Below are 20,064 nucleotides of genomic sequence, written 5' to 3' on the forward strand. Positions count from 1 at the left end.
TCATTTTTAATACTTCTAGTTTAGTCATATATCAATGAAGAAAGTATTTGATGAGATTCACGGTTATATAACCTTAAATGATCTTGAAACAAAGATAATAGATTCTCCCGTATTTCAAAGGTTAAGAAGGATAAAACAAACCAGTTTGGCCTATCTTGTTTATCCTGGCGCGATGCATACTAGGTTTAGTCATTCCCTAGGCACTTTTTATCTTTCGCAGAAAGTAGGTGAAAAGCTTCAACAGAGCGGTATTATTACCTCAGAAGAACTTAATCTTATTCGCTTGTCCTCCCTCCTTCACGATATAGGTCAGTTTCCTTTTAGCCATGCAATTGAACCGCTTTACCTTCAATTAAATCTCAGTAATAAAATATTGAGGGATGAAATTATACGCAATGACGGTGAACTTAAAGAAATATTTGAGGAGTATTCAGTGGATGTGGGAAAAATTCTACAGATATATAATGGAGACAACTCTTTCTCAAGTATCATAGATAGCGATGTTGATGTAGACAGAATGGACTACTTAATAAGGGATTCTAGACATACTGGTGTTCAATTAGGAAACTTAGATCTGGAAAGGTTAATAGATACAATTAGTTACGGAGAAGATGGCAACATAATAGTTCTAGAAAAAGGATTATATAGTCTGGAGAATTTTTATATATCCAGATTGCATATGTATCAGGCGGTATATTATCACAAAACCATTCTAGGATACGAGATATATTTACGCCACATATTTAAACAAGTAGTAGAATTATGCTGTCCGGAATTATTTAACACAAGCTATATTAAGAAGAGTGTCAATGAAGGTTCCTTGGTGTATTGGGATGACGAATGGGTTTTTTCTAAATTATATGAGGCTTTATCAGATTACAATACTCCAGATAATCTTAAGCTTCAGATAAAGAATTTCTTAAATAGAAACGGTCCAAAGGTCGTATTTGAAGAAGTTACTTTTGATAAGCTTACTACTCCATTAGAGGAGCTGGTAAGCAAGTTAGAGAGATATGGAATCCCTAGAGATGCAATCTTCCCGTTTGAAGAAAAGATAAAAATTATCGATAAAAGTAAGATTAAGGTATTATCAAAGGGAAAATATAAATCTCTAAGAGATTTGTCTAGTACTCTACTGAAATCAATACCAGAATATATAAATATCGGGAGAATTTACGTTGACTATAAATTTGTAAATAGGGCAAGAGATATATTGAGTTGAAGCTAATACTAGTCGATGTTGACGGGACTTTAACTATCGATAGAGATACATATATTCTTGAATTAGATGCAATTAGAGCTTTAAGAGAAGTACAAAAACTTGGCTTTAAAGTAGGTATTGTAAGTGGGAATTCTTACCCAGTTTTGAGAGCACTATATACGTATTTAGGCTTTAATGGAGGAATAGTAGCGGAGAACGGATGTGTAGTCTATTATGATAGGCTCTATGAGGTTTGTGAGAAGATCGATAAAGGCCTAATTACTGAATTTGAGAAACTGTTCAACGTAAGGGGTAGTTGGCAAAATCCCTTCAAATGTTGTGACTTAACATTCACCCCACCAAAATTAACAGAGGAAATGGTTAAGTGGGCTAGAGAAAAAGGATTATACATTAAAACCAGTGGTTACGCTATTCACATCTCAAAGTCTAAAAAAGGGAAAGGTGACGGAGTTAGATTTCTCCTATCGTTATTAGGAGTAAGCAAAAATGACGTGATAGGTATAGGTGATTCAGACACTGACGTAGAGTTTTTAGAGGAAGTTGGATTTAAAGTAGTAGTAGGCAACGGTGAAGAGAAGGTAAAGAAATTGGGAAACTATATAACTAAGGAGAAAAGTGGAAAAGGAGTAGCAGAATTTGTAAATATGCTAATCGTAAATAGAGGTGATATACATGGAAGAAATAGAGGAGCTGATTTATAAATACGCTTTACAAAACGCCGTTAAACATGACGGGAAAGCTAATGTGAATGCAGTCGTGAGTAAAATATTCTCGGAGAGGCCTGACCTAAGATCAAAGGCTAAAGAAATCGTGGACTTGACTAAGAAAGTCGTAGAAAAAGTAAACTCAATGACCGTTGAAGATCAAATGAAGGAACTAAAGGACAAATACCCAGACATGCTAGAAGAGAAGAAAAAGGAGGAGGGTAAAAAAACATTACCTGCTATACCCGTTAAGGGAATACTCATTACACGTTTTGCCCCTAATCCTGATGGTCCATTACATTTAGGGAATGCGAGAGCAGCGATTATCTCTTACGAGTACGCATCAATGTATAAAGGTAAATTCATCCTAAGATTTGATGACACAGATCCTAAGGTTAAGAAACCAATTAAGGAAGCTTACGATTGGATAAGAGAAGACTTAAAATGGTTAGGGATAAAGTGGGATTTAGAGGTTAGGGCTTCAGCACGTTTGTGTCTCTATTATAAATACGCTAAGGCTCTTATTGAAAAAGGTTATGCATATGTAGATACTTGTAGCGAAGAAGAATTCAAGGAGAAAAGAGATAAAGGGATACCTTGCCCTAATAGAAATAAGGAACCTTCTTTCAATCTCGACCTATTCGAAAAAATGTTGAACGGAGAATTTAAGGAAGGAGAAGCCGTACTTAGGTTAAAGACTGATCTTAATCTTCCCGACCCCTCACAAAGGGATTGGGTTTTACTAAGAATTATAGACGTGAAGGCTAATCCGCATCCTTTAGAGGGTGATAAGTACTGGATATGGCCTACTTATAATTTCGCTAGCGCTATTGATGATCATGACTTAGCAGTTACCCACATATTCAGGGGGAAAGAACACGCAGTGAATGCAGAGAAACAGAAGTGGATATATAATTACATGGGATGGTCTTATCCTGAAGTTCATGAGTTTGGTAGGCTTAAACTGGAAGGTTTTATGATGAGCAAATCCAAGATTAGAACAGCACTTGACAGAGGAGCAGGTATTGATGACCCTAGACTTCCTACATTAGCAGGGTTGAGAAGAAGAGGAATTCTCCCTGATACTATCAGAGAGATCATAATTACTGTTGGTCTTAAAGTGTCCGATGCTACAATCAGTTTTGACAATATTGCTTCCCTAAATAGGAAAAAACTTGATCAAACTGCTAAGAGGCTAATGTTCGTTCCGAAGCCAAGGGAGTACGTAATTGATATACCAGAGGAAATAACTGCGAGAATTCCCTATCATCCTTCAAATCCATCAAATTACCGTGAAATTATAGTGAAACCCGGTTCCTCTATATTTATCGACGAAAATGATGCAAAAGAGAAAGTCCTTAGATTAATGGAGTTGTGTAACGTGATGATTGAAGGAGGAAAGTTAGTATACCATAGTAAAGGAGTCGAGGAAGCGAGAAAAATCAGCGCTAAAATCGTTCAGTGGGTAAAGAAAGATGAGGCCGTACCAGTAATAGTATACATTGCTGACCCTAATGCGGGAGTTAGTGAGATTCACGGCGTAGGTGAGAAAGAGATTGGTAATTTAGAAGAGGGCGATATAGTTCAGTTCGTGAGATTCGGATTTGTGAGAATTGATAAGAAGGAAGTAAAGAATAACAATGTAGTTGTTCATGCTATATTTTCACATGAGTAAGTTTTTTAATCTTCCGGAAGTGATATGTTATTGCGTGACGAGTTAGGAGGAGGATGAACGCATGTCTAAGCCGTCTTATGTAAAATTTGAAGTTCCGCAAGATTTAGCCGATAAAGTATTAGAAGCTGTCAAGAAGGCTAGAGAGACTGGAAAGGTAAAGAAAGGTACTAACGAAACAACTAAAGCTGTCGAAAGAGGCCAAGCAAAACTTGTGGTAATAGCTGAGGACGTACAACCAGAAGAAATAGTAGCGCACTTACCTCTTTTGTGCGAGGAAAAGAAGATACCGTATGTCTACGTTCCATCAAAGAAAGCTCTAGGTGAGGCTTGTAACCTTCAAGTAGCTGCTGCGTCAGCTGCTATAGTAGACCCAGGTGAGGCAAAAGAACTAGTTGATGAGATAATAAAGAGAGTAGAAGGGTTAAAAGGACAAGCAAGTTAAATTTTTTACAATGAATATTTTTGTTATAGGAAATATATTTAATACTTCTGGAGTTTATACACACATTAAGAACGTTACTGAGGAACTTGTTAAATTAGGTCATGCGGTAACTCTTTACACCCCCTCTTTTCTGGTAGATCCTTCAAGAAAGAAGGTCTTAGATGAGTTAAAAGGAGTTGAAATTCACCCCTTGGTTTACTCCTATTTGGAGAATGGGGTTACTACTCAAATTCGTACTTTTAGGTATTTTATTAATTCTCATACGGTGTATTTCAATTGGGGTGATTTAGGACCTGATAAAAAAATACTAGATGAATTACCCAGTAAAGTAAATATTGTATATGATATGCATGAAGATCCAATTACGTTAAGACTCTCGTATCATATTGCCAAGAAATTGGGTAAGCCGTTAGTTAAGTTATTACATGACGAGCCTTTTAGGAATTCCTTCGGAAGAGGGTATAGGCACTTTCTAGGCCTCAAAGGATGGGTATACGATACTATGATGTATTTCTTTTATAAGTTTGATAAATGGGCTTTTTTAAGGGCAATGAGAGATGGGGTTTTGAGAGGGATAGCAAGTGTGTCCCCTTCAGCATTTTACTATTCAGGCTTAGATAGGGTCTCTGAAAAATACGAAGTAAAGACAAAAGTATATAAACCTGGGAATGCATTCAATAGAGATATTCTCTTTAAATACAGAAAGACTAGAAACAAAAGCGATTTCGCAGTATTTTATGCAAGGCTTGTTCCTCAAAAAGGTCTCTATGAATTACCTAAGATAGCTCGTGAACTAAATACTAAACTCGTTGTGTGCGGAAAACTGTATAACGAAAGTGATAAGAGGTTTCTCGAAGTTGAAGGCATTGAGTATAAGGGCTATTTACCCTACGATGAGCTATATAGGACTGTGGCTGATGCTAAAGTTCTCATCTATCCCTCCCATCAGGATGGTTTTTCACTTGTAGTTCTTGACACTCTGGCTTTAGGAACTACAGTGGTAACATATGATATTCCTGCAATAAGATTTGTCTATGGAGGGTTGAAGCCAGTTAAGATTGTAAGGGAGTACGACGTTAAAGGAATGGCCGCAGTCGCTAACAAGGTTATGGAAATGAACGAACAAGAATACGAGAATGAGCATAATGACGAGAAGGTGAGACAATTTCTCGATCTTCATTCAAAGTGGGAGAATGTTGCTAAGGAGACTGAGGTTTTTCTTTCAAGTTTTGTTAAATGAGGTATAACGGACCCGCCGGGATTTGAACCCGGGACCACCGGCTTTCCTCGTATCTCCGAAGGCCGGCGCTCTATCCTGGCTGAGCTACGGGTCCTCCAAACTTATAACGTATTCCACATAATAATAAATTTGTATATGGCTAAACAAGTAACACTTTTTGATTTTACCGTCAACAATAAGAAGAAGGAAGACGAGAAAAATCCTAGAGAGGAACCTAAGAAAGAAGAACAAATATCCTATACACAGCCTAGAAAAGAGTCCTTAAAAAAGAGGGGATCATGGTTATCTGAAGCGGAAGAGGGTAAAACCTATTTCTTACTTCAGGTAGATTATGACGGCAAAAAGGGGAAAGCTGTTTGTAAACTTTACGATAAGATCACAGGTAAGATTTACACTTTATATGATAATACTAATCACAAACCCTATTTTCTGACCGATATTGAACCAGATAAGGTTAATAAGATCCCTAAGATAGTCAGGGATCCTTCCTTTGACCACATAGAGTTAGTTCAGAAGATAGATCCTTATACGGGTAAATACATTAAGCTCACTAAGGTTGTAACCAAGGATCCTCTAGCGGTAAGGAGGATGAGGAATTCAGTGCCTAAGGCTTTTGAGGCACATATTAAGTACTTCAATAATTATGTTTATGACTTAGGTCTAATACCTGGTTTGCCTTACGTAGTGAGAAAAGGTAAATTAGAACCACTTAAGCCTGAATTGAAAGGAGGAGAGGTTGAGGAGATAAAGAAAGCATTTGCTGACTCAGATGAAATGACAAAGAGGACTGTAGAAGAGTGGATACCAATATTTGAAAGCGAGGTACCAGACGTAAAGCGAGTTGCAATAGATATAGAGGTTTATACACCTTCTAAAGGTAGAATACCTTCTCCAGAGAGAGCTGAGTTTCCGATTATAAGCATCGGGCTTGCTGGGAACGATGGCTTGAAGAAGGTACTCGTCTTAATGAGGCATGATGTAAATACTGAAATTACTGCTAAGGACTTTAGCGTTGAGACTTTTCAGACAGAGAAGGAGTTATTGGCGAGGTTTTTTGAGATAGTAGCTGAGTATCCATTAATTCTAACTTTTAATGGCGATGAATTCGATATTCCTTACATATATTATAGGGCTTTAAGGCTTAATTTTAAGGAAGATGAAATACCTTTTGATATCGTTAATGACGAAGGAAAATTCCTACCAGGATTACATATCGATCTCTACAAGTTCTTCTTTAACAAAGCCGTAAGAAATTATGCATTTGAAGGTAAATATAGTGAGTATAACTTAGATGCAGTTGCAAGTGCTTTACTTGGTATGTCTAAGGTTAAACTTGACACATTTATTAGCTTTCTCGACCTGAGCAAGCTGGTTGAGTATAACTTCAGAGACGCGGAAATTACGTTAAAGTTAACTACATATAGCAATAATTTAGTTTGGAAATTAATAATACTACTAGCTAGAATATCTAAATTAGGTTTAGAAGAACTAACGAGAACTGAAGTATCTACGTGGGTAAAGAACTTATACTATTGGGAACATAGGCAATTAAATTGGCTTATACCATTAAAGGAGGATATACTTGCTAGATCTAACGAAATTAAGACTGCAGCTACAATTAAAGGTAAAAGATACAAGGGTGCAGTAGTAATTGATCCACCAGCTGGCGTTTATTTCAATGTTGTAGTTCTTGATTTTGCTTCACTGTATCCTTCAATAATCAGAAACTGGAACATAAGTTATGAAACGGTAGACAACATGGATTGCAAGAAAAAAGAATGGATAGTAGATGAACAAGGACAAAAGCTACACTTTGTCTGTATGGATCGTCCGGGTATAACTGCAGTTATAACTGGATTACTTAGGGACTTCAGAGTCAAAATTTATAAGAAGAAGGCTAAACAGAAGGACATTTCAGAGGAGCAAAGGTCACTTTATGATGTAGTTCAAAGAGCTATGAAAGTATTCATCAATGCTACTTATGGAGTCTTCGGTGCAGAAACTTTCCCTCTATACGCACCTGCAGTAGCAGAAAGTGTCACTGCCATAGGTAGATATGTTATAACTATGACCTCACAGACTACAAGGTCTATGGGTTTACAAGTGTTATATGGTGATACAGACTCTTTATTCATATATAACCCTCCTAAGGATAAACTGGAGGAGATAATTAAATTTGTAAAAGAAAAGTTCGGTCTAGACTTAGAAGTGGATAAAGTTTATAAGTTTGTAGCGTTCTCGGGACTTAAGAAGAATTATCTTGGTGTATACCCAGATGGTAAGACCGACATTAAGGGAATGTTAGCAAAGAAACGTAACACACCGGAGTTTATTAAGAAAGAGTTCAATGAAGTCAAGACACTAATAGCATCTATGAATTCCCCAGATGATATACCTAAAATTAAGGTAGCACTAGAAAACAAGATAAAGGATATATATAACAAGTTGAAAAATAAAGGTTATAATCTCGACGAGCTAGCATTTAGGATTATGCTTTCAAAACCTTTAGATGCATACAAGAAGAACACCCCACAACACGTAAAAGCAGCATTGCAGTTAGCTGCCTACGGCGTAATGGTGCTTCCTAGAGATGTAATATTGTTTGTGAAGGTAAAGAACAAAGACGGAGTAAAGCCAGTACAGCTAGCGAAGCTAAGTGAAATTGACGTGGATAAATATGTTGATGCGTTAAGAAGCACGTTTGAACAAATACTAAGAGCATTCAATATTAGCTGGGATGAGATTGTATCTACTATAACTATAGATTCGTTCTTCGCCAATAATAAGTATACAAAATAACTTTTTACTCCTAGACAAAAATAACATAAACTAACTATTTATTCTTCTTCTTCCTCTTCTTCTTCAGTATTCATTGGTTTCTGTGAAGTAGCCTGAATAGCATAGTCAGTTAATTCCTTTTCTACGTTCTCATCGATATAGGGAGACACCACGTAAACCTTCATATCACGATAATCTGAGTCCATCCACCTATTATCAAAACTTATTATATATACTGGTATTTCTGCTATAGCTTCGGTCTTTGTCCTAGATTTTAAATAGCCCTTAATTATTTCGTAAACGTTGGGTTTTAGGGGCAGGGGTATTTTAACCTCATACATGTCCCTCATTATTGTGAAGTCTGAGGAGGTCTCATTCCATTCCTTTAACGCACTAGAAGCTATCTCCCTTAATACCTTGTCAAACTCTCCCTCGACTATATCTTTTTTAGTTATGTTTCCATCCTCACTTCTTAATATCAAAACTTTCATCAAGTTTCACCAATTACGTAAAGATAAACAAGGTGTGTCATATTCCCATCCTCAACTTTTACGACTTCTTTGGGCTTCCATCCTCTCATTTCGAACTCGTGAGATACTATCCTTGTTCCAGGTTTAAGCTCTTTCTGGAGCTTAGGCATTAACATTTCATTTACATTTGTTAGCAAGAACATAGTTACGACTGTTGCTTCTGAAATATCTACCTCAAAGAAGTTTCCTTTTACAACATGAGCTATTCCTTCTACTCCATTTCTCTTTATATTCTCGATTGCTTCCTTTATTCTTTCATCGTTTATTTCTACTCCAACAGCTTTTTTAACATGGAATTCCTTAGCAGCTGTTACTATAATTCTGCCATCACCGCATCCTAAGTCATACACGATGTCCTCTGGGCCAGCCTTTGCTATTTCCAGCATCTTTCTTACTACCTTTTCTGGTGTGGGTACATATGGCACATGTGGAACGTAACTCACGTTTCTCACTTATACTAAAACTATTCAGGTAATATTTTTAATTTTGTTAAGAGCTTCTTCCTTCCCCTTCTCGGGATCAGGCTGTAACTTCTGGTTAAATGGCATTTGGGTTAGAACTGGTATTATTTTTCCATCCTCTGTTTGTATCAGTAATTGTGGTAGAAATGGCATTCCAAAGTCGTCCTTCTCGCCGTAATCTGTTAGGAAGCTGTAGTCCTCTATTTTTATCTCCTTTTCTATATTTAACTCCTTACTTAAATCTTCAGTAACTTTTAAAAATGCTTTATGCGAAGGATGAGATTCGGATGTTACCAAGATCAGTTTTTTAGCCTTCATAGTCCCATTAAAAGTTCGGTAAGTAGTTAATAACGGTGTTGGTTTTGATAACCAGAGTAAGGAAGCAATCTAAGAAGATTCTTCAACCTATTGCTAAAGCTTTAAGCAAAATGGGTCTCACTGCAAATACTGTAACTCTACTGGGTCTAGTCTTGTCCTTTGTATACTTACTAATTATATATATATTCAAAAATCCACTTCTGGGGATTTTAGTTATAGCTATATCGGCTTTTATGGATGCACTTGACGGTGAAATAGCGAGGTTGACTAATAATGCGGGAGTAAAAGGCAGCTTCATTGATAGTAGCTTAGACAGAATTGAGGATATTAATTACCTCCTAGGTTTGGTGATCCTTGGTTTTTCGCCATTCTTGACATCTCTCCTTATAGGGCTGTCATTAGTTATCCCATATGTTAGAGCTAAGGGAGAATCTTTAGGCTTAACCAAGATCGAAGGTAGGGGTATAATAGAAAGAGGGGAAAGGATTATATTTACGATAATTGTCCTATTTGTATCTTTCTTCTCGTTTAAAGTAGCTTCGATCATTCTAGTAATTTTCTGTCTTTTATCCGCAGTAACAGTAGTGCAAAGATTCTATTACGTCTATAGAAGCTTACCATAATACAATTGCAATGGGTTTTTGACTCCGCAATTACTTACACACAAGCTCAACTCTTTTATCCTTTCACAAGAGTAAACTATAACTCTATTCTTCTTAATTTCCTTTACTATCTCCTCTGGAGCAAAGTCCCTGGTATCAGCTCCTATGTCGATCATATATGTCAAGAGTATCTTCTTTTCCTCTTGAGTAAGATTTTCTTTTCTCTTCATCAACTCCATAATGCAGGGTGGAGTTTTTCTTCCTTTAATTTCATCAGCTAATTTCTTTATTTCTTCTGGAACATCAGTAAGTTGGATCTGTTTAATTATGTTCATTATCCTCTCTCTGATTCTATAAGTTATTAGGTCGACTAGTTCGCTCTTGTCTAAATATACATTACCCTTTTGTAAGACGTGTTTACGTAATGAGAATTTTTCGTCTTTTTTCCTTAACTCTTTCGAATATTTTAAGTACTCAACAAAATTAATAGCAAAAGGGAGTCTTATTGACCTTATTTTTTTACCCTGATACTCCCGTAATTCTATTTCATCAGTGTTAACATTAATTCCTAACATTTTTGCTATTTCAACTACTACGTCTGGTCTTTCCATCATTAATTGCGATTTAAAAACACTTACCTCATTCTCAACAAACTTCTCTGTAAGGATTTTACTTCCTAATGCAGACAAAATAAGTAAGGATAAATAAAAGGTTAAGACCGTGTCGCCGTGGAGCTGGGAGTATGGTACATTTAATTTTTCTTTCATAATGTTCTCTATTCTGTTCTTTGCTTCATCAAGTTTTTCTTTACTAATGATTAATAAGTCTTTTATAGTTATTGAATTGCCGTACTTTTTGAGTTCATCTTCGAGGCTTTTGAGGAAAGGGTATTTAGAGTAGTCTATTAGTGCCAATTCAAAACTCATCTGATTAAGAAATTTTATAAACTTATATTCCACGCGTGAGCAAAGTGTGATATATGAAAATATTCGTAGCTTCAGCCTGGCCCTATGTTAATTCGGTTCCACATTTAGGTAATTTAATAGGTTCGATTTTGTCTGCTGACGTCTTTGCTAGATACGCTAGAATGAAGTATGGTAAGGAAAACGTGGTGTTCGTGAGCGGAAGCGACGAACACGGGACTCCGATAGAAATTGAAGCTAAGAAAAGGGGAGTTCACCCTAAATTATTAACTGATCAAGCCCATGAATACGATAAAAAATTGTTTCTGGAAACGTGGAAGATAACATTTGACAATTACACAAGAACAGAGTCTGAAGTTCATAAGGAATTCGTTAGAAGTTTCCTGTTGAATCTAAGAAAGTACATAAAAGTGGAGGAAGACGAGATACCCTATTGTGAACATGATAAACTCTTCTTACCGGATAGATTTATCAAGGGAACTTGTCCTTACTGTGGATTTGAAGATGCTAGAGGTGACCAATGTGATAATTGTGGTAGGCTATTAACTCCTAAGCTACTGATTAACCCGAAATGTGCCTTATGTGGTAGTAAACCAATCTTTAAACGGACTAAACACTGGTTCTTTGATTTATCTGAGTTTAGCGATAAGATAAGGGATTGGATATCTTCATCTCCTTACATGCCAGAAAACGTTAAGTCAGTAGCTTTAAGTTGGGTTAAAGAGGGCTTAAAGCCAAGGAGTATTACCAGAGATAATGCCTGGGGTATTCCAGCTCCGTTTGAAGGAGCTGTGAACAAAACTGTGTATGTATGGTTTGAGGCTTTGTTGGGTTATATATCTGCTACTATTGAGTATTTCAGGAAAGAAGGCAATGAAGAGAAATGGAAGGAATTCTGGTTCGGTAATGATGTCAAGAGCTACTACTTTATAGGCAAAGATAATATTCCCTTTCATGCAGTTATATTACCTGCAATGCTAATGGCTTCTGGGGAAGGTTATGTTCTTCCTACAGTAATTGCCTCGACCGAGTATTTACTTTACGAGGGGCAGAAGTTCAGTAAAAGTAGGAAGATAGGAATATGGATTGATGAAGCCAAGGAGTTAATGGATATCGAATATTGGAGGTTCGTTTTAATAAGGCTTAGACCAGAAGAAAAAGATACTAATTTCACTTGGAGAGAAGCGGTAAGGATTGTAAACACTGAACTCAACGATGATATAGGGAATTATGCAAACAGAGTTTTATCTATGGTCAAGAGGTACTTCGGAGGAGAGGTACCTAATCCAGACGAGAGTGTTTACACTGATGATGATAGAAAGTTTATTAATGAAATAAAAGAAGCACCTAAAAAAATGGGAGAGTTGATGGAGTTAGGTAAACTAAAGGCGGGTACTGAAGAACTGTTGAAACTCGCTAGAGACGGAAATTCTTACCTAAACTTAAGGGCTCCGTGGAATTTAATTAAAACAGATAAGCAGCAAGCGGCAAACGTGTTATATATAGCTACAAATTCGCTGAGGACTATTGCCATTATGATGTATCCATTTATGCCTGATCACGCATCTAAACTGTACTCACAAATAGGGCTATCAGGAATTCAGAACGAGAAGTGGGATAACGCTGGAGACTTTGCCATCAAACCCGGACAAAAAATAGGGAATGTAGAGCCATTGTTTAAAAAATTAGACTTATCTATAGAGGACGAATTCAAACTCCAGGAAGAAATCCATAGAAAATTAGAAGAAATAAGAAAGAAAATAGAAAAAAATAGACCTGAATTATTAAGATAAAATTTCTACGTAAGTTACTTGTGGTTCGAACTTTCTTCCTTTTCCTTCATAGAACTTGCTGAACATTTCATAGAAGTGAAGCCTCATATCTTGTATAAAAACTATTAAACCTTCTAATGCTATCGCCAGTAAGTTTCCGATTATTATAATCGCCAACGCTATGGGGTTTATTATTAACGCGATAACTGTTGATGGTTGTCCAGCTGCTAGATACCCCATATAAGAGAATGCATAGAGTATGTAATAGTGGGCTACGGCAAATACTAACACTCGTATGAAGGAAATAGTGTTAGACAGTAACAGAATGCCAGCTTCAAATCCTCCTTCTATGAAACCGAAGACTATAGCTCCTACAGAAGACATCTTCTCATGTTTACGTAGAATTATTACTCTTCCAGCCCAGTTGTAAATTAACGCTAGTTCTGTCCAGATTACTAATATATCGGCAAGAGTTTGTGTAGATCCAGGGGCTGGTGAACCGGTCTTAAACAAGAAGTAACCAATTCCTCCGAGCAAAGCTTCAACTTGTCCTATGTAATTCGATAAGTTCGTTAGACCGTAGGTAAATATTATAAATGGTACTGTGTAGATCAGTAAGATAGGCAACCTATCTAACACTAAGAACTCAGGATCTTTCTTCTTTATTGCATTAATTACTCCTAGTAAGGAGCTCACGAACAAGAGTATGGAACCTAATAATAAGGACAGTATTATTGAGTTAACTATACCTTGTTCAGCTCCACCAGTAGGTAATATGTATTTTATCTGTTCGTAAACAGACTGAGGAACTGGCCATATGTTATAAAGTGGACCATTTGGATACGCCGGGTTATTTAATAACTCTCTGAGCCCTCCTACGGCCAACGGACCGAAGAATTCTCGAGCCAAAATCCCAGTGATCATTGCGATTACGCTGCCATAGATTAAAACTAAAGAAAGTTGTTTAATGTTATTACTCCCCTTCTTTTTACCGTAGTTGTAGAACCACAGCGAGAAAATGAAAATAACTAGAGCGTTACCGAAATCTGGGAACATGAGACCAAAGAGGAACGGGAAGGTAATTATTAAGAATACTGTAGGAGATATTTCCCAATAGGATGGAACACCATAAAGTTCTATTACCGATTCTAAAGGTTTAATGGATTTTGGAAGTTCAACATAAGTAGGCGGAGTCTCTCCTTCATTTTCTGCATATCTCTTAGGGTATTCATATGTGATAAACGCTAAGCCTTCTAGTTCGTCCAAGAGGTTCTTAAGTTTCTTTTCGTGCAGAAAACCTTCTATTTGTACGTAGTATTCTGATACTCTAGCCTTAGAGAGAATTGTCATCGCGTCTCTTACTGTTAGTAGCCTGCCATAGGTCTCTGCTATCCATTCTCTGTCTTGTTCTACCTTACTAATTAGTTCCTTTCTCCTTTCTCCAAGAACAGACTGAAGGTACTTAATTTTTTCCTGAACGTTATTATAAGCCTCTTGAGGTGAAATCATGTCTGGAGTCTCGAATCTTCTGACACCTATTTCCTTTAATTTAGTCTCTAGGTTTGTCCCCTTCGGTCCAGCTATGATACAAGCGTTTTTATTCTCTGCAAAAGGATTGCAATATACTGCTATTCTCTCGTTTTTCTCCAAGTTATTTCTCTGCTCGTTAGATAATATGGCGAGTGCTACTTCAAAATATTCAGTTTTGTATAGTAGTTCTAGACTTATTCCTATGTCCTTGAAGGGCTCTATTTCGCTCAACTGAGTATTGAGGGACTCTAACTCGGCCCTGAGTTTCCCTATTTCTTCCAGTAATTCCTTATATTTCTCTTCAATTTTGGTATATTCTTTGTTCACTTCAGTCGCGATCTCAAACCAGTCAGAGACTTTTAATTTACCCTTAGGTTCTATTTCAATTCCTCCAAGTTCCATTATTATCTTTATTTTGTTGATATTTTCACTGGTTTCTCCTAGCTTTCTCCTAGCCTCCTCATATTTATTTTGGGATATTGGTGCTTTGGAGTCGTCAACTTCAAATGCATTTAAATTAAGCAACTTAGTTACCACATTATTAACGTTTCGTTTGTCTGTAAGTATTTCAACCCTAACCATTGTCTCAGGCAGAATCACAGTGATTCACTATGATAAATCAGGTATGTCTTAAAAATATTTAATCTCCTTTTAAAATGATAATTCAGGATGGGTAAAGTAGTAGTATTAGGGGACAGGTATACTGTTAACCTTTTCAGGATGATAGGTACTGAGGGCTTAGTGCTTGATGATCCACTCAATCTTGAGGACACATTGGTTAAGTTAAAAAAGAGAGAAGACATAGACTTAATATTGGTCGCAAATGACCTATATAATCCAGTAAAGGAAAAAATTGAATCATTGGTAATAGATCAGAAAAAACCACTAATTACTATTATTCCAACACCCTTTAGTCAAGGTCAGCCCCTCGATGTGAAAGGCTTAATACTTAAAGCTTTAGGATTTGGGTGAGAGTAAATGAAATTTGAGGAATTATTAAATTCATCATTAGAGGACGTGAAAAAGAAGAACCAAGAAGAACTAAAAAAAGCTATGGCTGAAGCTAATACGATTGTAGATGAGAGATACAACGCTATTCTTTCGGAGTATACACAAAAGATCACGGATTATATCAGGAAGAATGAAGATAGGGTAAAAGGCGAGCAAGCGAAACTAGAAGTAGAAAATAAAAGGCTTATCAGTAAGGAGAAAGATTATTGGATTTACCAAGTGTACAATAAGGTAATGGAGAAAATACCGGACTTAGTGTCTGATACTAGATACAAGCAAGGGCTTGAAAGTATAATAGCAAGAGAGGCTAAAAACGGCTCTGTGATTTATTGTTCTTCACGTGATCTAGGAACTGTTAAAACTATTCTATCATCTAAGAAGATAAACGCTAAGGTCGAGGAGGATAAGAACATAAGGGCTGGGATTAAAATTTTCTATCCCGATCAAAGTTTGGTGAAAGACTTTACGCTTGAAACAATTTTAAATCAGATGTTCGATGATTTAAGAGACGAAATAGCTAAAGTTCTCTTCGGTGAGTAAGATGGCAGGAGAAGGTCGTGTTATTCGTGTTAACGGACCTCTAGTAGTAGCGGACGGAATGAGATCAGCACAAATGTATGAAGTAGTAGAAGTAGGAGAACCCAGACTAATAGGAGAGATTACCAGAATTGAGGGCGATAAGGCATTCATCCAGGTTTACGAGACTACTGACGGCATTAAGCCCGGAGACAAAGTATACAGAACTGGCGCTCCCTTATCAGTAGAATTAGGTCCCGGACTACTAGGAAGGATATTTGATGGTCTACAGAGACCACTGGACTACATTGCAAATGTCACTAAATCACCCTACGTTAAAAGGGGAATAAAGGTACCTGCACTAGACAAGAACAAGAAATGGCACTTTACGCCTACCGTAAAGAAAGGGGACAAGGTATCAGGCGGAGATATAATCGGTGTAGTCCAAGAGACAGAGCTTGTTCAACATAAGATATTAGTCCCCCCTAATGTTCATGGTGTTGTAAAGGAAGTTGTGGCTGAAGGTGATTACACAATAGAGGATGTTATAGCTACTTTAGATGTTAACGGCGATACGAAAGAGCTCAAAATGTATCATAAATGGCCAGTAAGAGTTCCGAGACCTTTCAAAGAAAAGTTAGAGCCTACAGAACCTCTATTGACAGGTACCAGAGTAATTGATACTATATTCCCTATGGCAAAAGGAGGAACTGCAGCTATACCGGGTCCATTTGGAAGCGGGAAGACGGTAACATTACAAAGTTTAGCCAAATGGTCGGAAGCTAAGATTGTGATCTATGTGGGATGTGGAGAAAGGGGTAACGAAATGACAGACGAGCTGAGACAGTTCCCTAAGCTAAAAGACCCATGGACTGGAAAACCATTACTTCAGAGAACAATATTAGTTGCAAACACTAGCAACATGCCGGTAGCGGCGAGAGAAACAAGCATATACGTAGGAGTTACTATGGCTGAGTATTTCAGGGATCAAGGTTATGACATATTATTAGTAGCTGACTCGACCACTAGGTGGGCGGAAGCATTAAGAGACTTAGGAGGTAGAATGGAGGAGATGCCCGCAGAAGAAGGGTTCCCAAGTTACTTACCTTCAAGGTTAGCAGAGTATTATGAGAGGGCTGGAAGGGTAAGAACTATAGGGAACCCAGAGAGGACTGGCTCAGTGACAATAGCTTCGGCAGTATCTCCTCCAGGTGGTGACTTTACCGAGCCAGTTACTAGTAATACGTTAAGATTTGTAAGAGTGTTCTGGCCTTTAGATGTCTCGTTAGCTCAAGCTAGGCACTTCCCAGCAATAAATTGGATCCAAGGGTTCTCTGCTTACGTAGATTTAGTAGCTTCGTGGTGGCATAAAAACGTTGATCCGAATTGGTATGAAATGAGGAACACTTTAGTGAAAATCCTTCTAAGGGAGGATGAACTCAAACAAATAGTGAGGTTAGTAGGTCCTGAGTCACTGTCAGATAAGGACAAGCTAGTTTTAGAGGCTGCTAAATTAGTGAGATTAGGATTCTTGCAACAGAACGCGTTTGATGAAATAGACGCTTTCGCTACACCACAAAAGCAGGCTAAAATGATGCATGTGTTATATACGTTCTATACTCAAGCTAACGATTTAATCACTAAAGGAATACCTTTGAAGAAGATATTAGAAAAAGTTGGACCATTGGAGCCAGAAATTATAAGGATTAAATACTCAGTAAAGAATAATGAACTAGCGAAAATAGATGAGATAGAGAATAAATTAAAGGCAGCTTATGACTCATTACTAAAGGAGGTGTCAGGATAATGGAAAGCATGAACCTTAGGGAATATTCGAACATCTCGATGATTAAAGGTCCTTTAGTGGCTGTACAAGGGGTAAATGACGCTTCTTATAACGAGTTAGTAGAAATTGAATTGGCTGACGGTATCAAGAGAAGGGGGCTAGTAGTAGATTCGCAATTAGGAGTTACATTTGTCCAGGTTTTCGAAGGGACCACTGGTATCTCACCCACAGGTACAAAGGTAAGGTTCTTAGGAAGAGGGTTGGAGATAAAGGTTTCCGAAGAGATGCTAGGGCGTATATTCAACCCGTTAGGTGAACCTTTGGATAACGGTCCACCAGTCATATCAGGCGAGAAGAGGGACATTAACGGAGATCCCTTAAATCCAGCAGTTAGAGAATATCCAGAAGAGTTTATCCAAACTGGAATATCTGCAATTGACGGCATGTTGTCATTACTGAGAGGGCAAAAGCTCCCTATATTTAGCGGGAGCGGTATGCCTGGTAACATGATTGCTGCTCAAATCGCTAAACAAGCTACTGTTAGAGGTGAAGAGAGTAACTTCGCGGTAGTCTTTGGTGCAATAGGAATAAGATATGACGAAGCATTATTCTTCAGGAAGTTCTTCGAAGAGACTGGTGCTATAAACAGGGTTGCGATGTTCTTAAGTCTAGCTAATGAACCACCATCGTTAAAGATTCTAACACCAAGAGCAGCTTTGACTCTAGCTGAATATTTAGCTTTCGAAAAAGATATGCATGTATTAGCAATACTCATTGACATGACAAACTATTGTGAAGCACTTAGAGAACTAAGTGCTTCTAGAGAAGAGGTCCCTGGTAGAGGAGGGTACCCAGGGTACATGTACACTGATCTAGCGACAATATATGAGAGAGCAGGTAAAGTAGTTGGTAAAAAGGGTTCAATTACTCAGATGCCAATTTTAACGATGCCTAACGATGACATTACACATCCAATTCCGGACTTAACAGGTTACATAACCGAAGGTCAGATAACCCTTGATAGATCACTATATAATAAAGGAATATATCCACCGATTAACGTCCTCATGAGCCTTTCAAGGCTTATGAGAGACGGTATAGGAGAAGGAAAAACAAGAGATGACCATAAGGACTTATCTAATCAACTGTTCGCGGCATATGCAAGGGCTCAGGAAGTGAGAGGGTTAGCTGCAATTATTGGTGAGGATAGCCTTTCGGAGGTTGATAGGAGGTATTTACTGTTCGGAGAACAGTTCGAGAGAAAGTTCATAAGTCAAGGGTTCAATGAGAATAGAACCATAGAACAAACATTAGACATTGGATGGGAAGTCCTCTCTGTGTTACCAGAGTCTGAGTTAAGTCTAATCAAGCAAGAATACGTAAAGAAGTATCATCCCAACTATAGGGGTAAGAAATGAGCTCAAGGAAGATTTTACCTACAAAGATTAACCTGATAAACCTTAGGCGACAAATCAGATTAACTAGAACGATTAAGAGACTTTTGGAAAATAAGAGAGAGGTTTTGTTGCTGTACTTACGTCAATATGCTGATGAGTACGAAAAGACCTACGGTGAGGTCAGCAAAGTTTTATCGGATGTATACTCTACGTATTTGAAAGGTGTTTCGGCTGAGGGTATAGCTACTATAGAACAGTTTGCGAGTTCTGTACCCTCCAGCCTTGAGGTTAAGAGTAATACAAAGCTCCTCTTCGGTGTTAGAATTCCGATAGTTGAGCTAAATGAGGAATCAATTCAAAAACAGCCCTTCGGTGACGTAGAAATATCACCTTATATACTAAAATCAAGGGAAGAGATTGCAGAGGCTTTCAAAAAAATACTGCTTCTTGTTGAAATGGAATCAGCTATAAGGTCACTTACTCTTGAGCTGAGAAAGACACAAAGGCTTATAAATGCTATAGATACTTCTATACTTCCTTATTATAATTCTTCAGCTAAGTACATTAAGAGCGTATTAGATGATAGAACTAGAGAGGAGTTTAGTAGACTAAAAATGATTAGGAGAGTTCTTCAGAGGAGGAGGATGGAAAGTGGCTGAACAATACGTAAATATGTTAAAGATTAAACTCGATGAGAAGAGAAAAGAAATAATGTCACAATTAAATGCTGAGTTTGAAAAGATAGTTAAACAAAGAATGGATGAGTTTGAAAACATCAAAAGAAATATTTTAAAGGAAGTAGAAAAATAGTTTAACGGAGTGTTCTACTATGAGGAAAATCCTGCTCGCAACTCTACTGATACCAATACTTGTAACTACTCTAGCTTCAGCTCAAACTAGCTCAGGTACAGAGGCTGCCGGAATTAACATCGGTGCAGGTCTCGCAATAGGTTTAGCTGCAGTGGGTGCTGGAGTTGCTGTTGGAATGGCAGCTGCTGCAGGTATTGGTGTATTAACGGAAAGGAGAGACATGTTCGGTACGGTTCTGATCTTCGTGGCTATCGGAGAAGGAATCGCAGTATATGGTATATTGTTCGCAATATTAATGTTGTTCGCAAGAGTGTGAACGTGTTAAAAGACAAAAATGCTTTTTTAGT

At 37.5% G+C, this 20,064-nt stretch carries 20 protein-coding genes and 1 tRNA gene; 15 read left to right on the top strand and 6 right to left on the bottom strand.

Going from position 1 to position 20,064, the window contains the following annotated elements:
- Nucleotides 1-34 precede the first annotated feature (34 nt).
- From D1868_RS05005 to D1868_RS05025, 5 genes are all read left to right on the top strand, one after another.
- A complete protein-coding gene (locus D1868_RS05005) occupies nt 35-1,222 on the top strand; it encodes an HD domain-containing protein (protein WP_156006151.1) in 1,188 nt (395 codons plus the stop codon).
- Nucleotides 1,219-1,923, top strand: a complete 705-nt coding sequence (locus tag D1868_RS05010; RefSeq protein ID WP_231112471.1) for a phosphoglycolate phosphatase — start codon at nt 1,219-1,221, stop codon at nt 1,921-1,923. Before D1868_RS05005 ends, D1868_RS05010 begins: the two co-directional genes overlap by 4 nt.
- Nucleotides 1,895-3,601, top strand: a complete 1,707-nt coding sequence (locus D1868_RS05015; RefSeq protein ID WP_156006155.1) for a glutamate--tRNA ligase — start codon at nt 1,895-1,897, stop codon at nt 3,599-3,601. The genes D1868_RS05010 and D1868_RS05015 overlap by 29 nt, the downstream gene beginning before the upstream one ends.
- A 61-nt stretch (nt 3,602-3,662) precedes the next feature.
- Nucleotides 3,663-4,043 (top strand): 50S ribosomal protein L7Ae, encoded by a 381-nt coding sequence (rpl7ae, locus tag D1868_RS05020; RefSeq protein WP_156006157.1) that lies wholly within the window; start codon nt 3,663-3,665, stop codon nt 4,041-4,043.
- A 10-nt stretch (nt 4,044-4,053) separates the two neighbouring features.
- Nucleotides 4,054-5,283: a glycosyltransferase family 4 protein gene (locus tag D1868_RS05025; protein WP_156006159.1), complete on the top strand. Its 1,230-nt coding sequence runs from the start codon at nt 4,054-4,056 to the stop codon at nt 5,281-5,283.
- A 7-nt stretch (nt 5,284-5,290) separates the two neighbouring features.
- On the opposite strand, the gene D1868_RS05030 is transcribed toward D1868_RS05025, so the two are convergent.
- Nucleotides 5,291-5,377: transfer RNA gene (locus D1868_RS05030), tRNA-Arg, on the bottom strand.
- 41 nt (nt 5,378-5,418) lie between these two features.
- Between D1868_RS05030 and D1868_RS05035 the strand changes: the two genes are divergently transcribed.
- Nucleotides 5,419-8,082: a DNA-directed DNA polymerase I gene (locus tag D1868_RS05035; RefSeq protein WP_156006161.1), complete on the top strand. Its 2,664-nt coding sequence runs from the start codon at nt 5,419-5,421 to the stop codon at nt 8,080-8,082.
- A 38-nt stretch (nt 8,083-8,120) separates the two neighbouring features.
- Here the strand turns inward: D1868_RS05035 and D1868_RS05040 are convergent, their stop codons facing one another.
- From D1868_RS05040 to D1868_RS05050, 3 genes are read right to left on the bottom strand one after another with little or no spacing between them, the layout of a single operon-like run.
- Entirely contained in the window at nt 8,121-8,552 is a 432-nt protein-coding gene (locus D1868_RS05040; protein ID WP_156006163.1) for a DUF2286 domain-containing protein, read from the bottom strand.
- Nucleotides 8,552-9,034, bottom strand: coding sequence for a protein-lysine N-methyltransferase (locus D1868_RS05045; protein ID WP_156006165.1), 483 nt, complete (start codon nt 9,032-9,034; stop codon nt 8,552-8,554). The genes D1868_RS05040 and D1868_RS05045 overlap by 1 nt, the downstream gene beginning before the upstream one ends.
- Nucleotides 9,035-9,058: 24 nt before the next feature.
- Entirely contained in the window at nt 9,059-9,370 is a 312-nt protein-coding gene (locus D1868_RS05050; protein ID WP_156006167.1) for a hypothetical protein, read from the bottom strand.
- A gap of 35 nt (nt 9,371-9,405) precedes the next feature.
- Between D1868_RS05050 and pgsA the strand changes: the two genes are divergently transcribed.
- The gene (gene pgsA / locus D1868_RS05055) at nt 9,406-9,993 is read left to right on the top strand and encodes an archaetidylinositol phosphate synthase (protein WP_196770279.1); all 588 of its coding nucleotides are present in this window, start codon (nt 9,406-9,408) and stop codon (nt 9,991-9,993) included.
- On the opposite strand, the gene D1868_RS05060 is transcribed toward pgsA, so the two are convergent.
- Nucleotides 9,975-10,898, bottom strand: a complete 924-nt coding sequence (locus tag D1868_RS05060; protein WP_156006171.1) for a DNA primase regulatory subunit PriL — start codon at nt 10,896-10,898, stop codon at nt 9,975-9,977. The genes pgsA and D1868_RS05060 overlap by 19 nt on opposite strands.
- Nucleotides 10,899-10,951: 53 nt before the next feature.
- Here D1868_RS05060 and metG point away from each other — a divergent pair, with 53 nt between their 5' ends.
- Complete coding sequence (metG, locus tag D1868_RS05065; RefSeq protein WP_156006173.1) at nt 10,952-12,688, top strand: methionine--tRNA ligase; 1,737 nt, start codon at nt 10,952-10,954, stop codon at nt 12,686-12,688.
- Here the strand turns inward: metG and D1868_RS05070 are convergent.
- A complete protein-coding gene (locus D1868_RS05070) occupies nt 12,680-14,797 on the bottom strand; it encodes a V-type ATP synthase subunit I (protein ID WP_196770280.1) in 2,118 nt (705 codons plus the stop codon). The two genes, metG and D1868_RS05070, sit on opposite strands and share 9 nt — an antisense overlap.
- A gap of 69 nt (nt 14,798-14,866) precedes the next feature.
- Here D1868_RS05070 and D1868_RS05075 point away from each other — a divergent pair, with 69 nt between their 5' ends.
- The 7 genes from D1868_RS05075 to D1868_RS05105 are packed head-to-tail and all read left to right on the top strand — an operon-like array spanning nt 14,867 to nt 20,033.
- On the top strand, nt 14,867-15,169 hold the full coding sequence (locus D1868_RS05075) for a V-type ATP synthase subunit F (RefSeq protein ID WP_156006175.1): 303 nt from the start codon (nt 14,867-14,869) through the stop codon (nt 15,167-15,169).
- Nucleotides 15,170-15,175: 6 nt separating this feature from the next.
- Nucleotides 15,176-15,748 (top strand): V-type ATP synthase subunit E, encoded by a 573-nt coding sequence (locus tag D1868_RS05080; protein WP_156006177.1) that lies wholly within the window; start codon nt 15,176-15,178, stop codon nt 15,746-15,748.
- 1 nt (nt 15,749) lies between these two features.
- Nucleotides 15,750-17,531, top strand: coding sequence for an ATP synthase subunit A (locus D1868_RS05085; RefSeq protein WP_156006179.1), 1,782 nt, complete (start codon nt 15,750-15,752; stop codon nt 17,529-17,531).
- Nucleotides 17,531-18,928: a V-type ATP synthase subunit B gene (locus tag D1868_RS05090; protein WP_156006181.1), complete on the top strand. Its 1,398-nt coding sequence runs from the start codon at nt 17,531-17,533 to the stop codon at nt 18,926-18,928. Before D1868_RS05085 ends, D1868_RS05090 begins: the two co-directional genes overlap by 1 nt.
- Nucleotides 18,925-19,566: a V-type ATP synthase subunit D gene (locus D1868_RS05095; protein WP_156006183.1), complete on the top strand. Its 642-nt coding sequence runs from the start codon at nt 18,925-18,927 to the stop codon at nt 19,564-19,566. The genes D1868_RS05090 and D1868_RS05095 overlap by 4 nt, the downstream gene beginning before the upstream one ends.
- Nucleotides 19,559-19,717, top strand: coding sequence for an ATPase (locus D1868_RS05100; protein WP_156006185.1), 159 nt, complete (start codon nt 19,559-19,561; stop codon nt 19,715-19,717). The genes D1868_RS05095 and D1868_RS05100 overlap by 8 nt, the downstream gene beginning before the upstream one ends.
- A gap of 19 nt (nt 19,718-19,736) precedes the next feature.
- Nucleotides 19,737-20,033, top strand: a complete 297-nt coding sequence (locus D1868_RS05105) for an ATP synthase subunit c family protein (RefSeq protein ID WP_156006187.1) — start codon at nt 19,737-19,739, stop codon at nt 20,031-20,033.
- The last annotated feature ends 31 nt before the right edge of the window (nt 20,034-20,064 follow it).

Origin of the sequence: Stygiolobus azoricus, assembly GCF_009729035.1 — an archaeon.
Classification (GTDB): Archaea; Thermoproteota; Thermoprotei_A; order Sulfolobales; family Sulfolobaceae; genus Stygiolobus; species Stygiolobus azoricus.

What these genes read in the sequence shown, in the direction of transcription:
- D1868_RS05090 (WP_156006181.1), top strand. Translation starts at nt 17,531, where the DNA reads ATGGAAAGCATGAACCTTAGGGAATATTCGAACATCTCGATGATTAAA.
- D1868_RS05095 (WP_156006183.1), top strand. Translation starts at nt 18,925, where the DNA reads ATGAGCTCAAGGAAGATTTTACCTACAAAGATTAACCTGATAAACCTT.
- D1868_RS05085 (WP_156006179.1), top strand. Translation starts at nt 15,750, where the DNA reads ATGGCAGGAGAAGGTCGTGTTATTCGTGTTAACGGACCTCTAGTAGTA.
- metG (WP_156006173.1), top strand. Translation starts at nt 10,952, where the DNA reads ATGAAAATATTCGTAGCTTCAGCCTGGCCCTATGTTAATTCGGTTCCA.
- D1868_RS05080 (WP_156006177.1), top strand. Translation starts at nt 15,176, where the DNA reads ATGAAATTTGAGGAATTATTAAATTCATCATTAGAGGACGTGAAAAAG.
- D1868_RS05035 (WP_156006161.1), top strand. Translation starts at nt 5,419, where the DNA reads ATGGCTAAACAAGTAACACTTTTTGATTTTACCGTCAACAATAAGAAG.
- D1868_RS05105 (WP_156006187.1), top strand. Translation starts at nt 19,737, where the DNA reads ATGAGGAAAATCCTGCTCGCAACTCTACTGATACCAATACTTGTAACT.
- D1868_RS05060 (WP_156006171.1), bottom strand. Translation starts at nt 10,898, where the DNA reads ATGAGTTTTGAATTGGCACTAATAGACTACTCTAAATACCCTTTCCTC.
- D1868_RS05040 (WP_156006163.1), bottom strand. Translation starts at nt 8,552, where the DNA reads ATGAAAGTTTTGATATTAAGAAGTGAGGATGGAAACATAACTAAAAAA.
- D1868_RS05025 (WP_156006159.1), top strand. Translation starts at nt 4,054, where the DNA reads ATGAATATTTTTGTTATAGGAAATATATTTAATACTTCTGGAGTTTAT.
- rpl7ae (WP_156006157.1), top strand. Translation starts at nt 3,663, where the DNA reads ATGTCTAAGCCGTCTTATGTAAAATTTGAAGTTCCGCAAGATTTAGCC.
- D1868_RS05075 (WP_156006175.1), top strand. Translation starts at nt 14,867, where the DNA reads ATGGGTAAAGTAGTAGTATTAGGGGACAGGTATACTGTTAACCTTTTC.
- D1868_RS05015 (WP_156006155.1), top strand. Translation starts at nt 1,895, where the DNA reads ATGGAAGAAATAGAGGAGCTGATTTATAAATACGCTTTACAAAACGCC.
- D1868_RS05050 (WP_156006167.1), bottom strand. Translation starts at nt 9,370, where the DNA reads ATGAAGGCTAAAAAACTGATCTTGGTAACATCCGAATCTCATCCTTCG.
- D1868_RS05005 (WP_156006151.1), top strand. Translation starts at nt 35, where the DNA reads ATGAAGAAAGTATTTGATGAGATTCACGGTTATATAACCTTAAATGAT.